12 protein-coding genes are annotated in these 13,347 nt (G+C 70.5%); 6 read left to right on the top strand and 6 right to left on the bottom strand.

Annotated features, from left to right (window positions below):
• Nucleotide 1: 1 nt before the first annotated feature.
• The 6 genes from HUA76_RS23180 to aroF are packed head-to-tail and all read right to left on the bottom strand — an operon-like array spanning nt 2 to nt 5,539.
• Entirely contained in the window at nt 2-1,072 is a 1,071-nt protein-coding gene (locus HUA76_RS23180; RefSeq protein ID WP_174462097.1) for a 3-dehydroquinate synthase family protein, read from the bottom strand.
• The gene (aroC, locus tag HUA76_RS23185) at nt 1,069-2,088 is read right to left on the bottom strand and encodes a chorismate synthase (RefSeq protein ID WP_141646432.1); all 1,020 of its coding nucleotides are present in this window, start codon (nt 2,086-2,088) and stop codon (nt 1,069-1,071) included. The genes HUA76_RS23180 and aroC overlap by 4 nt, the downstream gene beginning before the upstream one ends.
• A complete protein-coding gene (locus HUA76_RS23190) occupies nt 2,085-3,356 on the bottom strand; it encodes a shikimate dehydrogenase (RefSeq protein WP_174462098.1) in 1,272 nt (423 codons plus the stop codon). Before HUA76_RS23190 ends, aroC begins: the two co-directional genes overlap by 4 nt.
• Complete coding sequence (locus HUA76_RS23195) at nt 3,353-3,898, bottom strand: shikimate kinase (RefSeq protein ID WP_246137561.1); 546 nt, start codon at nt 3,896-3,898, stop codon at nt 3,353-3,355. The genes HUA76_RS23190 and HUA76_RS23195 overlap by 4 nt, the downstream gene beginning before the upstream one ends.
• Before the next feature lie 37 nt (nt 3,899-3,935).
• A complete protein-coding gene (ubiE, locus tag HUA76_RS23200; protein WP_141646435.1) occupies nt 3,936-4,625 on the bottom strand; it encodes a bifunctional demethylmenaquinone methyltransferase/2-methoxy-6-polyprenyl-1,4-benzoquinol methylase UbiE in 690 nt (229 codons plus the stop codon).
• Nucleotides 4,622-5,539, bottom strand: coding sequence for a 3-deoxy-7-phosphoheptulonate synthase (gene aroF / locus HUA76_RS23205; protein ID WP_174462099.1), 918 nt, complete (start codon nt 5,537-5,539; stop codon nt 4,622-4,624). The genes ubiE and aroF overlap by 4 nt, the downstream gene beginning before the upstream one ends.
• Before the next feature lie 104 nt (nt 5,540-5,643).
• Between aroF and HUA76_RS23210 the strand changes: the two genes are divergently transcribed.
• Genes HUA76_RS23210 through menE form a run of 6 tightly spaced genes read left to right on the top strand, consistent with a single transcriptional unit; the run spans nt 5,644 to nt 13,087 of the window.
• Nucleotides 5,644-6,954, top strand: coding sequence for an isochorismate synthase MenF (locus tag HUA76_RS23210; RefSeq protein WP_174462100.1), 1,311 nt, complete (start codon nt 5,644-5,646; stop codon nt 6,952-6,954).
• A complete protein-coding gene (gene menD / locus HUA76_RS23215; RefSeq protein WP_174462101.1) occupies nt 6,938-8,707 on the top strand; it encodes a 2-succinyl-5-enolpyruvyl-6-hydroxy-3-cyclohexene-1-carboxylic-acid synthase in 1,770 nt (589 codons plus the stop codon). The genes HUA76_RS23210 and menD overlap by 17 nt, the downstream gene beginning before the upstream one ends.
• Nucleotides 8,698-9,558, top strand: coding sequence for a 2-succinyl-6-hydroxy-2,4-cyclohexadiene-1-carboxylate synthase (gene menH, locus HUA76_RS23220; protein WP_174455337.1), 861 nt, complete (start codon nt 8,698-8,700; stop codon nt 9,556-9,558). Before menD ends, menH begins: the two co-directional genes overlap by 10 nt.
• Nucleotides 9,555-10,478: a 1,4-dihydroxy-2-naphthoate polyprenyltransferase gene (locus HUA76_RS23225; RefSeq protein ID WP_371817249.1), complete on the top strand. Its 924-nt coding sequence runs from the start codon at nt 9,555-9,557 to the stop codon at nt 10,476-10,478. The genes menH and HUA76_RS23225 overlap by 4 nt, the downstream gene beginning before the upstream one ends.
• Before the next feature lie 9 nt (nt 10,479-10,487).
• On the top strand, nt 10,488-11,648 hold the full coding sequence (locus HUA76_RS23230) for a mandelate racemase/muconate lactonizing enzyme family protein (RefSeq protein WP_141645888.1): 1,161 nt from the start codon (nt 10,488-10,490) through the stop codon (nt 11,646-11,648).
• A complete protein-coding gene (gene menE, locus HUA76_RS23235; protein WP_174462102.1) occupies nt 11,645-13,087 on the top strand; it encodes an o-succinylbenzoate--CoA ligase in 1,443 nt (480 codons plus the stop codon). The genes HUA76_RS23230 and menE overlap by 4 nt, the downstream gene beginning before the upstream one ends.
• Nucleotides 13,088-13,347: the final 260 nt, after the last annotated feature.

Genomic DNA, 13,347 nt, shown 5'->3' on the forward strand with positions numbered 1-13,347 from the left:
CTCACGGGCGCACCGCCTTCGTCCACGCCGGCCACAGCTCGCGCCACGTCGACGCGGCCACGTCGCGGACCTCGGTGGCGCCGATGGCCGTCAGGAGCACCATGCGCAGCTCGCCCCGGGCTCCGGCCTTCTTGTCGGCGTCGAGCAGCGTGGCGATGTCCTTCAGCGATGGGCGGCGCAAGAGGTCGGCGACTCGCTCACGGTCGAGGACACCCGGGCCGTCGATGAGGGCACGCTCGACCTCGGCGGCCACGGGCTCCGGGGTGACGCCCAGGTGGCGACCCACGTCCAGGGCCAGGAGGATGCCCAGGCCCACGGCGTCACCGTGGGACAGCTTGAAGTGGGACACGCTCTCCAGCACATGGCCGAAGGTGTGGCCGAAGTTGAGCACCCGGCGCAGGCCCTTGTGCTCGTAGGGGTCCTGCTCGCACACGCTCTCCTTGAGGCCGCGCGCGTCCTTCACCAGCTTTTCGAGCGCGGGCGGCTTGCGCAGGTAGCGGCGGAAGAGGGCCGCATCCAGGCTGATGACCATCTTCCACGCCTCGAGCGAGCCCTCGCGCACCTGTGTCGGCGACAGCGTGGCGAACAGCTCCGGGCAGATCCACGACTCCTCGGCGTAGTGGAAGACGCCGGCGGGGTTCTTCACCACGCGGCCCTTCACGGTGAGGTCCACCGCGCCCTTGCCACCCAGGCTGCTGTCGACGGCGGCGAGCAGCGTGGTGGGCACCTGCACCAGCCTCACACCGCGCTTGAGCAGGTGCGCGGCGACGGTGGAGACATCGCCCACGGTGCCTCCGCCCACGGCGAGCAGCGTGCCGGAGCGCGGCAGGGACAGCCCCGCGGCGAGCACCTTCTCCAGGGCCTTGAAGCTCTTCGCGCTCTCTCCGCCCACGAGCTGGACGATGGCGCGAGGGTTCTGCGCCTCCAGCGCGGGGATGAGTCCCGGGTGGAGTCGGGCGACGGTGCGATCCACCACCGCGAGGCTGCCTTCAGGAAGGCGTTTGGCGAGTCGCGAAAACGGACCCCAGCGGTCGTTGGGAGGACGGTAGGCGCCGGGAGGGTAGGGGCTCATAGGGTGTTGGGGCGTGCGTTCATCTGTTGGACGAGGTCTGCGATGACCAGTGACACCATGGACTCCAGCACCGGAACGGCGCGGGGCATGATGCACGGATCGTGACGGCCACCCTTCGCGTGGTCCGCCAGCGTCGCTGGGGGTTTGAAGAAAGCGCGGACCTGGAGCGGCTCACCGTTGGTGAGGCCACCCTGGATGCCGCCGTAGACGTCCTTGACGGAATGGAACTGGGTGCCCGGCTGGCCAATGCGCTGGAGCAGATCCGGCGGACCCCAGACGACACCCGTGATGGCGCCCACGCTGCCCAGCGCCTGGGCGATGAGCGCCTTTATCTTCCCGAAGATGGGCTCGCCCAGTCCCACGGGCAGCCCCTCCACGCGGATGTCGATGGAGCCACCGAGGCTGTCCCCGGCCTCCTTCGCGGAGAGGATGCGGCGCGACATCTCCTCGCGGACCGCCTCGTCGGGGCAGCGCGTGGGGTGCGCATCCACCATGGCGCGCGTGAGGCCCGGCGCGGGCACGGAGGCGATGAGGTCACCGACCTGGGACACGTACGCGACGGTGCGCACGGTGGGCATGTCCCGCTCCAGATAGGCCTCCGCGATGGTTCCGCCGATGACGCGGCAGAGCGTCTCGCGTCCGCTGGTGCGACCGCCGCCGCGGTGGTCCCGGTGCTTGTAGCGCTCGCGCCACACGGCGTCCGCGTGGCCGGGCCGGTCCACCTGCTTGAGCTGCTCGTAGTCGCCCGAACGCTGGTTCGTGTTGCGCACCATGGCGGCGATGGGCGTGCCGAGCGTCTTGTCCTCGAAGACGCCGGAGAGGATCTCCACCCGGTCTGGCTCGTTGCGAGGCGTGACGAGGGCGGACTGGCCCGGGCGGCGCCTGTCCAACGCGGCCTGGAGGCGCTCTTGCGTGAGGGGCACGCCCGCGGGGCAGCCGTCCACCACCGCGCCGAGCGCGGGGCCGTGGCTCTCACCAAAGGTCGTCAAACGGAAGAGGACTCCGAAGGTGTTCATGTCGCGGTCTCCCAAAGCTGTCGCTGCCGCCGGGCCTGCGCGACGAACCACGCCGCACCCAGCAGGACCGGGGTGCCGCCGCGCCGCGTAATCTCCGCCGCGATGCGTCGGCCGGGCGCACCGTATGCGATCACCGCGACGCGTGCTCGCTCGAATCGCAGGGAATCCGGCGGCTCCACATGGACCGGCCAGGTCCAGACGCCTGAGCCGGTGAGGGGTGCCTGGATGTCCGCCCGACGAAGGATGCGCAGGGCTTCACCGCGCTCGGTCGCCACTGTGCGCAGCGCGGACGTGGCGCCTCCGTCACCGAGGACGAAGACCTCCGTCGAGCCCAGGCGCTCCAGCACCTTCCGGGCGCCCTCGGTGTCCGTGTTGAAGGACTCCCACCGGGTGCCTCGACGGACCAGGGTGTTGATGGCGTCCAGTGACGAGCCCGTGTGCCGCGCCAGTGGCATCTTGAACGGGCTGGTGACGGCGAAGCCCGCGTAGTGGGGCAGGAGCGAGTCCAAGAGGGCCTCGACGGGGCCGTCCGCGGGAATGTCGATGCGATCAAAAGGCTGCCGGTGGATGCGAGGCGAGCGCGAGTGGGCGATGGACATCCCGAAGATGCCCAGCCGCAGCGGGGCCGGCAGTGTGGTGCGGTCCGCGCCGCGCCACTCCCGAACCACGTCGTCGAGGAGTCGCTGTCCCGGCGCAGCGGCCCAGGAGCCGCCAGCGGCCACGTAGTCGAGCATGTTGTTCCGGGCGAGCACGGCGCGCGCGGGCAGCGCCACCGCGCCCATGCCGAGCACCGTGACGCGAGTTACTCCGAACCGGTCCGCCAGCCTGCGCTGTGTCTCCAGCAGGGTGCCGACATGGTCCGGATGGGTCATCGGCTCCACGTGTTTCACCAGCGCGTCAGCGGGCACATCGCGTTCCCACAACCGCAAGGCTTCGTCGGTGGTGAGCTGTCGGTCCGCATGGTGCGACGCGAGCAGCTTGCCGGAGGGCGCATCGAGCGAGCCCTGGTGCCCGGTGGCGTCCATCAAGTCCCTGTCCACGCGCCACGCGGCGGTGACCCATGCGGACGGCAACGGCTTGCCACGCTCGGAAACGAGCAGCGGGAGGACGGCCGCGAGCGCGGCTGGGTCCACGGCCTCCGGGGCGTGCAGGTCCGTGCGAATCTCCAGCACGTCGGCGCCGCGACGCTGGCACTCCCGGGCGAAGTGGACGGCGTCAGTGCCGAGCAGGGTGGGAGGCAGCGTCACGACACGCCGTGCGGGCGTCACGGGGACTCCTCGAGGTGGAGGCAGCCCCGGAGGAAGTCCACCAGGGCGACGGTGGGAACGCGGGCGTGGAGGGCCTCGCGCTCTTGGAAGACGGAGGAGAGTTCCTCCTCCAGGGAGAGGCCCGGACGCAGCCGGGGTCGGGTCCGGTCGTGGAGCAGTCGCTCCCGGTAGGTCTCGAACGTCACTGGGATGAGCAGGGTGAACATCCCCTCCAGCGCGTCCGGGTGGTGCGAGAGGAAACCGCCGCCCACCGCCACGAGGGTTCCGGAGGGAAGCTCCAGGAGCGCGCGGCGCTCGGCGGCGCGGAACTCCGTGGGCGCCTCCGCGACCCACTTGCGCAGCGGGCGGCCGTGGGTCTGCTCCAGGTGGGTGTCCAGGTCCAGGCCCCGCCGCGCGAGCAGTCCGCCGACTCGGGGCAACAACGTGGATTTGCCCGCGCTGCGATGGCCACACAGCACCACCGTCTGTCCCGCGGCCGGGCGAGGCGTGGGCCCCGGACGCGCGACGGCTTCTCTCAGCGTCGGCGCGAGCCGGGGATCCACTGAGTTGAGGACATGCTCGACGAGTCTTCTCTGGCCTTCAGCGGACGATGCCGACATACACGTTCGCCGTTCCGAACATCAGCGGATGCGCGCTTCGCTCCGCATATGCGCCGGACTGGTCCATCAGCGACAGGAAACGGTCTCCGGCGGGGAAGGCCGCCGAAGTGCGGGGCAGGTACTCATAGGCCGCGCGGTTGCCGGTGAGCAGGCCGCCAATGGCCGGCATCACCGTCTTGCTATAGAAGCGGAAGAGCGCTCCGAAGACGCCGTTGGGCTGACCGAACTCCAGCACCACGACGCGGCCTCCCGGCTTCACCACGCGCCCCATCTCGCTGAGGCACTTCACCGGGTCATCCACGTTGCGGATGCCGAAGGCGATGGAGGCCACGTCGAAGCTGTTGTCCGCGAAGGGCAGCGCCATCGCGTCGGCGACCTGGAAGTCCACCTGGAGGCCCGCCTTGGCCGCCTTCGCGGGGGCGCTCTCCAGCATCTCCGGGCAGAAGTCCGTGCCGACGACGCGGCCGTTGCTTCCCACCTTCCGCTTGAAGACCAGCGCCAGGTCTCCGGTGCCGGAGGCGCAGTCGAGGACGCTGTCGCCTTCCTTGGCCCGGCTGAGACGCACGGCCGTCCGACGCCACAGGCGGTGGATGCCGAACGACAGGACCTCGTTCGTCACGTCGTACCGCGTGGCGATGGAGGAGAACATCTGACGGACTTCGGTACTCATCGCGCCCTCACGACCTGGGCCGGACTCTCCGGCCGCCAAAGGTGTCGGCCCACCGCGTCTAGCACGGCTGGCAGCCGCTGCATCAACGTTTGAAAGCGCTCTGGTGTCAGGGCCTGTGCCCCATCGCACAGCGCCTGCTCCGGCTTCGCATGGACTTCAATCAACAACCCATCCGCCCCCGCCGCCGCCGCCGCCAGGGACATGGGGAGGATGAGCTCCACCTGTCCCGTCGCGTGCGAGGGGTCGACGATAACGGGCAGGTGTGTCCGCTGCTTGGCCCAGGCGACGGCGGCCAGGTCCAGCGTGTTGCGCATCTCCGTCTCGAACGTCCGGATGCCCCGCTCGCACAGGAGGACCTGCTCGTTGCCGCCCTCGAGGATGTACTCGGCCGCCAGCAGCCACTCTTGAACGGTGGCGGACAGCCCCCGCTTCAGCAGCACCGGGCGGCGTATCTTGCCCAGCGCGCGCAGCAGGGAGAAGTTCTGCATGTTTCGCGCGCCCACCTGGAGGATGTCCGCGGACTCCGCCATGAAGGGAATCTGCGCGGTCTCCATCACTTCACTGATGATGGGCAGCCCGTGGCGGCGCCCGGTGTCGGCCAGCAGCTGCAGCCCCGGCTCTCCCATTCCCTGGAACGCGTAGGGACTGGTGCGAGGCTTGAACACGCCACCTCGGAGGATATGGGCACCCGCTTGAGCCACGGCGGCGGCGGTCCGGTCGACCTGCTCCACACCCTCCACGGCGCAAGGGCCAGCCATGACGACGAACCCCGGGCCGCCTACCTCCACGCTGCCCGCACGCACCCGCGTCCCTTCGGGTCGGAACGCTCGGAGCACGCGCCGCGCACCCGTGTCCTTCCCGGCGTTCGCCGGCACGGATTCGTCTGGCTGCTTGCCTCCCACGAGCCCTCCCATCCACCGAGTTCAAGAGGTTTTGAACTCCTTGGTGCATGTATAGCCGAGATGGCTTAGAAGACAACCGAAGGTGATTTCAGGGCAGTCGCGGATGAGGACCGCTGATGAAGACGCTCAATCCCGTTGAGGGCCAGCGCTGGGTGGCCGGAATGATGCCCCTGGCGGCGGTGGATCCACTCTCCGGAGCGGATTCGCTGGGCGTTCCGACGGTGTATTGGGAGCGGCCCCTGGCTCAAGAAGCGGCGGCGGGGTGGGGCGAGGCGGCGGTGGTGGTGGCCGCTGAGTCCGGGCAGGTGCCCGCGGTTCTCACCACCCTGGCCGCGACGTCCTTGCGCTGGCTGGGCGCGGTTCCCGACAGTCTCCCGGGTCCCTGGTTCGGTGGGATTCGTTTCGGCGCGACGGGCCTGCCGGATGAGGCCTGGGCGGCGCATGGCGTGGCGCGCTGGACGCTGCCCGAGGTGCTGGTGTGGCGCACCGGGAGCGGGCTGGCGGTGGCGGCCTTCGCGCCCGAGGGACGTGGCGGCGAGGACGTTGTGCGCTCGCGGCTGGAGCGGGTGTGCGCGCGCTTCTCGGAGGCGTACCGACACGCGCGGGGCGGTCCGGTGGACCTGTCGCAGACCTCGTCGCGTCCGGAGTTCGAGGCGCGGGTGGAGCGTGCGCTGGAAGCCATTGCTTCGGGGCAGCTCCAGAAGGTGGTACTGGCGCGCGCCGTGGATGTAGAGGGGCCGGTGCCCTTCGACGTGGTGGACGTGCTGGCGCGCCTTCGGGAGCAGAACCCTCGCTGTGCCACCTTCTTGTTTCGAGCGCCGGACGGGACGTGCTTCCTGGGCGCGACGCCGGAGACGCTGTGTCGGGTGGAGGGGCGGGTGCTGGAGACGGAGGCGCTCGCGGGGACGGCCGCGCCACATCAGGCCGAGGGGCTGCGGGGGCAGGACAAGGACGTGCGCGAGCATGAGGCGGTGGTCCGCTACATCCTCGCGACGCTCCGGGGGCTTGCGGCCGACGTGCGAGCCGACGCGGAGCCCCAGTTGTTGACGTTGAAGAACGTGGTGCACCTGCGCACGGCCATTCGCGCGGAGCTTCGCGAGGGTGTCTCGGCCGCGCAGGTGGTGGGGGCGTTGCATCCCACGCCGGCGGTGGGTGGCACTCCGTGCGAGCGAGCGCTGTCCTTCCTGGTGGAGCACGAGGGACTGGACAGGGGCTGGTACGCGGGGCCGGTGGGTTGGGTGGGGCCGGGGCGTGCGCACCTGATGGTGGGGTTGCGCTCGGCGCGGGTGCGGGGCTCGCGGGCCCGGCTGTTCGTGGGTTGCGGAATCGTGGCCGGCTCCATCGCGGAGGCGGAGTGGCGGGAGACGGAGATGAAGAGTCTGGCCGTGTTGCGTGCGTTGGGAGGCGGGGATGTCGGGCGACAGTAATCTCAACCTGCTGTGGGCTCGTGCGCTCGTGGAGGAGTTGGTTCGCGGTGGCGCGCGGCACGCGGTGGTGTGCCCGGGCTCGCGCTCCTCGCCGCTGGCGATTGCGTGTGCTCGCGCGGAGGGCCTGCGCACCTGGTCCGTCATCGACGAGCGCAGCGCCGGTTTCTTCGGGCTGGGGCTCGCGAAGCAGTCACGTGCGCCAGTGATTCTCGTGGCCACGAGCGGCACTGCGGGCGCGCATTTCTATCCCGCGGTCATCGAGGCCTCGCTGTCCCAGGTGCCCCTGATTGTACTCACTGCGGACCGCCCGCTGGAGCTGCAGGGGTGGGGCGCGGCGCAGACGGTTCCCCAGGCCCGCTTCTATGGCGAGCACGCGCGCAGCTTCACGGACGTGGGCGTCCCCGAGGCCAGTGACGTGGCGCTGATCCACCTGCGCGCGACCGCCGCCCGGGCCGTGTCCACCGCGCTGCGCGCGCCGCGGGGCGCCGTGCAACTCAACGTCCCCTTCCGCGAGCCGCTCGCGCCCGTGACGGAGGCCTTCGGTGAGGAGCGCCTGTCCGTGCTGTCGAAGGCGGGCCGCGCGGGTGCGCCGCTCACGCGAATCGTGCCACCTACGCCAATGCCGGATGCGGCGGTGTTGGAGTCGCTGCGTCAGCGCATCGCCGCGACGGAGCGGGGTGTCATTGTCTGTGGTCCTCGCGACGAGGCGGACGGGTTCGCCGACGCCATCTCCGCGCTGTCCCAGGCCACGGGCTACCCCGTGCTCGCCGAGGCGACGTCCCAGGCGCGTTATGGCGGTGGGCCGCTCACGCTCTCGTATTACGACGCGCTGTTGCGCCATGCGCCCTTTGCTCGGACGCACCGCCCGGAGTTGGTGTTGCGCTTCGGTGGCGGGCTGACGCCCAAGTCGCCGCAGCAATGGGTGGAGGCGTCGGGCTCGGACGTCGTCCTCTTCAGTGATGGGGGCGCGTTGTTCGACCCGACGCATCGCGCGTCGACGGTGGTGGAAGGCTCGGCGGTGGCGGCCTGCGCGGCGCTGGCGAAGGGACAGACCCGGGGCCCGGGACGGTGGGCGCAGGGCTTCCTCGCGGCGGAGCGACTGGCGCGAGGCGCGCTCGAGGCCGCCTTCGCCGAGCGGCCCGACCAGCTCAGCGAGCCGCGCATCGCCCGCGAGGTGGTGGCCGCGCTTCCCGCAGAGGCTCCGTTGTTCGTCTCCAGCAGCATGCCCATTCGCGACGTGGATGCCTTCGCTCCGGCGGGTCCCGTGCCGCTGCGGGTGCTGGCCAACCGTGGGGCGAATGGCATCGACGGCATCATCTCCAGCGCGCTGGGCATGGCCGCCGCGGCCTCGCGTCCCGCCGTGCTGCTCACGGGTGACCTGGCGCTGCTGCACGACGTGGGGGCCTTCGTCACGGCCGCGCGCGCCCGGGTGCCACTGACGGTGGTCGCCGTGAACAACGACGGCGGCGGCATCTTCTCGTTCCTGCCCATCGCCCAGGCGGCGAAGCCGGACGAGTTCGAGACGCTGTTCGGCACGCCGCACGGCGTGGACCTGTCGCACGCGGCGGCGCTGGGCGGAGCGCGACTGCACCGGCCGACGACGCCCTCGGCGTTGCGGTCAGCGGTGCGTGAAGGGCTCGAAGGCGGCCTGCATCTCGTGGAGGTGCGCGTGGACCGGGCCGCCAACGTGGATGACCATCGGCAGCTCTTCGCGAGGATGGCCGCCGCACTGGGAGACGGACCATGGGCGTGACACTGGCCTACGAGACGTGGGGAGAAGGCTCCCGGCCCCTCGTGCTGCTGCACGGCTTCACCGGCAACCGGGCTTCGTTCAACGGGTTGCGGCCATTGATGGGGCGCTCCGTGCGAGCCATCGCGGTGGACCTGCCAGGACATGGCGCCACACCGCTGCCCGAGCGACAGGGCCGCGACGGCTTCCTGGAGACGGTGGACGCGCTGGTGGCCCTGGTGGACTCGCTCGGCGCGGGCACGGTGGATTTGCTCGGATATTCGCAGGGTGCGCGGGTGGCCCTGGCCGCGTCCGTGCGTGCGCCGGACCGGTTCGGTCGGCTCATCATGGAGAGCGGCTCGCCGGGGTTGCACCGCCGTCAGGAGCGTTCCGCGCGACGTGAGGCGGACGCGCAGCTCGCGGCGTTCATCCGCGCCCGGGGTGTGGACGCCTTCGTGGAACGCTGGGAAGCGCTGCCCCTGTTCGACAGCCTTCGCACCATGCCCGAGGAGCGCCGCGACACGCTGCGCGCGCACCGTCGAGGCTGCACCGTGGAGGGGCTCGCCGGCGCACTTGAGTGCCTGGGGCTTGGAGTACAACCGGATTACTGGTCGGAGCTTCATCACCAGCGGTTGCCCACGTTGCTGCTCACGGGAGCGCGGGACGAGAAGTTCACGCAGACGGCGCGCAAGATGGCGACGGAGCTTCCGGTGGTGTGGCGACATGCCTTCTCGGATTGCGGCCACGCGCCGCACCTGGAGGCACCGGAGGACTACGTCCGGGAGGTGCTGGGCTTCCTCCAGACGCCCTGGTTCGAGGCGCCCCAGTTCGAGGCCGTTGCTCCGGTGGCGAGTTCAGGGAGGGTGAATCCGTGAGTACGTCCGTCCCTGGATCCCCCGTGGCGATGGCGAAGCCTCGGCCCACGGTGAAGACGTGGTTGCTGGCGGTTCGTCCCAAGACACTGACGGCGGCGCTGGTGCCGGTGCTGGTGGGAACGACGCTCGCGTTCGGCCTGGGAGTGGGGCGCATCGTCCCGGCCCTCGCGGCGCTCCTGGGCGCGGTGCTCATCCAGATTGGCACCAACTTCATCAACGACTACTACGACTTCAAGAAGGGCGCGGACACGCACGAGCGACTCGGTCCGGTGCGAGTCACGCAGAGCGGGCTCATCGCGCCGAGCACGGTGCTCGTGGGCGCGGCGGTCTGCTTCGCCCTGGCGACGGCGGTGGGGGCGTACCTGGTCGCGGTGGGTGGCTGGCCCATCGTCGCCATCGGGCTCGCGTCGCTCCTCTGTGGCTACGCCTACACGGGTGGGCCGTTTCCCCTGGGCTACAACGGCCTGGGCGACCTCTTTGTCTTCATCTTCTTCGGGCTCGTCGCGGTGACGGGGACCTTCTACGTTCAGGCCGGCACGGTGCATCCGGCGGCGTGGTGGGCGGCGATTCCGGTGGGCGCGAGCGGCACCATGCTCATCGTCGTCAACAACCTGCGGGACGTCACCACGGACGTGAAGGCGGGCAAGCGGACGCTGGCGGTGCGCTGGGGGACGACGGCGGGGAAGGCCGAGTACGTGCTGCTGCTCCTGGCCGCGTTCGCCACGCCCATCGCGATGTTCGTGCTGGGACTCGCCGGACCCTGGGTCTTTCTGTCGTTCCTGAGCCTGCCCCTGGCGGTGCCGCCACTGAAGCGGGTGCTGCGAGAGCAGGGGGCCGCGCTGAACCCGGCGTTGGGGGGGACCGCGCGCTTCCAACTCTTCTTCGGCGTGCTGTTCGGCCTGGGCCTGTACCTGCGATGATGTGAGTCCATGCGTATTGTTCAGGCGACGCTGACCCCGCTGCGGTTGGAGCTGCTCCAGCCCTTGAAGACGGCCCGAGGCTCCTACTCCGCGCGCGAGGGCTTCCTCGTGAGGCTCGAGGATGAGGACGGGAATGTGGGACTCGGAGAGGCGATGCCGCTGCCGGAGTTCGGCACGGAGTCCTTGTCCGTGTGCGGCGAGGTGCTGGGGGCGTGGCTGTCGTCGCTGAAGGGCCAGCTCCTGGGCGACTCGGTGCGCGCGGTCGAGGACACGTTGTCTCCCTTCCCGCCGACGGTGGCGCGCGGCGAGGGCGTTCGTGTCCGGGCCCGTCATCCCGCGCCGCCGGGCCCCGTGCCCGCCGCTGAGCATGCGCTGGAGTTGGCCCTGTTGGACCTGCTCGCGAAGCGCCAGGGCGTGCCGCTGTGCTGGCTGCTGGCCGAGGAGTCGCGTCCCGAAGTGCTGGTGAACGCGCTGCTGAGCGAGGAGGCGCCGGAGGCATTGGCGGAGGAGGCTCGGCGGGCGGTGGCCGAAGGTTACGGGACGCTGAAGCTGAAGGTGGCGACGCGTTCGCTGGAGGCAGACGAGCAGCGCGTGAAGGCGGTGCGCGAGGCCGTGGGGCCGGACGTGAAGCTGCGGTTGGACGCGAATGGCGGTTGGTCCGAACCGGACGCGAAGCGCGCGCTCGACAAGCTGGGCTGGTACGGCCTGGAGTTGGTGGAGCAGCCGACGCCGCCGGAAGACCTGTCGGCCCTGTGGCGTGTGCAGCGAAGGGCGCCGTGCATGGTGGCGGCGGACGAGTCGCTCGGCTCACCGGAGACGCTGCGTGCGCTGCTGTCGGTGGATCCGCTGTTGGGCGGTGGACCGGCCGTGGGCGCGGTGGTGCTCAAGCCGATGGTGCTGGGCGGACTGCTGCCCGGACTCGTGGTGGCGATGCGGGCCGCGCGGTTGGGAATGCAGGCGTATGTGACGAGCTCGCTGGATGGCGTGGTGGCCCGAGCGGGCGCCGCGCACCTGGCGGCCGCGCTGCCTTCGGGGTCGCTGGCATCGGGGCTCGCGGTGGGGCGTCTCTTCGCGCATGAGCCCGCCATGCATGAGTACCAGCCCGTGCACGGGCGCATCCGTCTTCCGGAGTCGCCTGGACTGGGCCTGGATGCCGGGGTGGTGGTGTGACGAAGTTCGGGTGCCCCATTCGCGAAGGGGCCTCGCGTCACCCGGACGCCGAGGCGCTCACCTTCGCGGGGCGCTCCTGGAGCTACGGCGCACTGGATGCGGAGGTGCGTCGGTGGGTGGCCGCGCTGGAGGCTCGCGGGATTGGCAAGGGCCATCGCGTCTGTGTGCTGGCGACGAATCACGCGGCCTGTGTGTTCCTCTTCTGGGCCGTGGGCCGTGTCGGAGCCGTGCTGGCGCCGCTCAATGCGCGCCTCACCCGCGTGGAGTTGGCGCCCCTGGCCCAGGATGTCGAGCCGGGTTTGACGCTCGCCCTGGGGACACTGCGTGAGCGGCTTGTCGGCGCGGAGGTGTTGGAGACCTTCGTGGCCGAGGCTTCTTCCGACACGTGCGTGGAGCTGGAAGAACACGAGCCTCGGGTCGTCCTCTTCACCAGTGGGACGACGGGAAGGCCCAAGGGCGCGGTGCTGACGGAGGGGAACTTCCGGGCGTCGTCGCGCGGGTCCGCGGCGAACCTGGGAGAACACCCGGCGCCCCGTTGGCTCGGGACGTTGCCGCTGTTCCATGTCGGTGGCCTCGCGATGCTGACGCGCACGGCGTACGAGGGAGGCTGTCTCGTGCTGCACGAGCGCTTCGACGCGGAAACCACGAGTCGTGCCATCGACGAGGAGAAGGTGTCTCACGTCAGTCTCGTCGCCACCACGCTGGAGCGGGTGCTGGATGTCCGTGCTGGGCGACGGGTGCCTGAGACTTTCAAGGTGGCGCTGATTGGCGGAGGGCCGGTGCCCGTGCCCTTGCTGGAGCGGGCGCGCGCCGTGGGCTTGCTCGCACTCCAGACGTACGGGCTCACCGAGGCGTGCTCGCAGGTGACGACCGAGCGGCCCTCCGAAGCGGATGGTCGGACGGCGGGTCCACCGCTCCCGGGGATGGAGGTTCGCATCGTCGGTGAGCGCGGCGAGGTGCGAGGCCCCGGGCAGGAAGGCGACATCGAGGTGCGCGGGCCCACGGTGATGGCGGGCTATTGGCGCAGGCCCGAGGCCACGAGTGAAGTCTTGCGAGAGGGCTGGCTGCGCACGAAAGACCTCGGTGTGCTTAACGCACGGGGCAGGCTCACGGTGCTGTCGCGCCGCACGGACCTCATCGTTCGGGGCGGTGAGAACATCTACCCGGCCGAGGTGGAGGCGGTGCTCGCCAATCATCCCTCGGTGCAGGAGGCCGCGGTCGTCGGCGTGGCAGACCCACGCTGGGGCGAAGTGCCCGTGGCCTTCCTCGCGCTGCGCGTGGGGCAGTCGCGTCCCGAGGTGGAGGCGATGGAGGCCTGGTGCCGCCAATCGCTCGCGGGCTTCAAGTTGCCCGCTCGGTTCATCTGGGTGGATGCCCTGCCACGCAATGCCATGGGAAAGCTGGAGCGCTCCTCGTTGCGCAAGGCCGCCGAGGACTGAAGGCGGCGCTCTTCACACCCCTTCGCCGAAGTTCGGCGCGTGACACTGGGCGTCCTGGTGAGAACCCGGTAGTCTGAGGTGGGAGTGGATTGATGTGTCAATCAATCGTGAGACAAACCGCTTTCGCCAGAGCCCTTCCCTCGGATGGGAGCTTTCGTGAGGCCCCTTGAAGGGACCGTTCACTTGCTCACCCTCGACGAGGGGGCCGGGGCTCCTGGTGGGGACGTGACGCCGGAAGCCGGGAGACTTCCGGCGAGCGT

This window comes from Myxococcus sp. CA056 (genome assembly GCF_013336715.1).
In the GTDB taxonomy this organism is placed as follows: Bacteria; Myxococcota; Myxococcia; order Myxococcales; family Myxococcaceae; genus Myxococcus; species Myxococcus llanfairpwllgwyngyllgogerychwyrndrobwllllantysiliogogogochensis.

Coding starts and splice junctions, on each gene's coding strand:
- aroF (WP_174462099.1), bottom strand. CDS start 5,539: ATGGGAGGGCTCGTGGGAGGCAAGCAGCCAGACGAATCCGTGCCGGCG.
- menH (WP_174455337.1), top strand. CDS start 8,698: ATGGGCGTGACACTGGCCTACGAGACGTGGGGAGAAGGCTCCCGGCCC.
- ubiE (WP_141646435.1), bottom strand. CDS start 4,625: ATGAGTACCGAAGTCCGTCAGATGTTCTCCTCCATCGCCACGCGGTAC.
- menD (WP_174462101.1), top strand. CDS start 6,938: ATGTCGGGCGACAGTAATCTCAACCTGCTGTGGGCTCGTGCGCTCGTG.
- HUA76_RS23230 (WP_141645888.1), top strand. CDS start 10,488: ATGCGTATTGTTCAGGCGACGCTGACCCCGCTGCGGTTGGAGCTGCTC.
- HUA76_RS23210 (WP_174462100.1), top strand. CDS start 5,644: ATGAAGACGCTCAATCCCGTTGAGGGCCAGCGCTGGGTGGCCGGAATG.
- aroC (WP_141646432.1), bottom strand. CDS start 2,088: ATGAACACCTTCGGAGTCCTCTTCCGTTTGACGACCTTTGGTGAGAGC.
- HUA76_RS23180 (WP_174462097.1), bottom strand. CDS start 1,072: ATGAGCCCCTACCCTCCCGGCGCCTACCGTCCTCCCAACGACCGCTGG.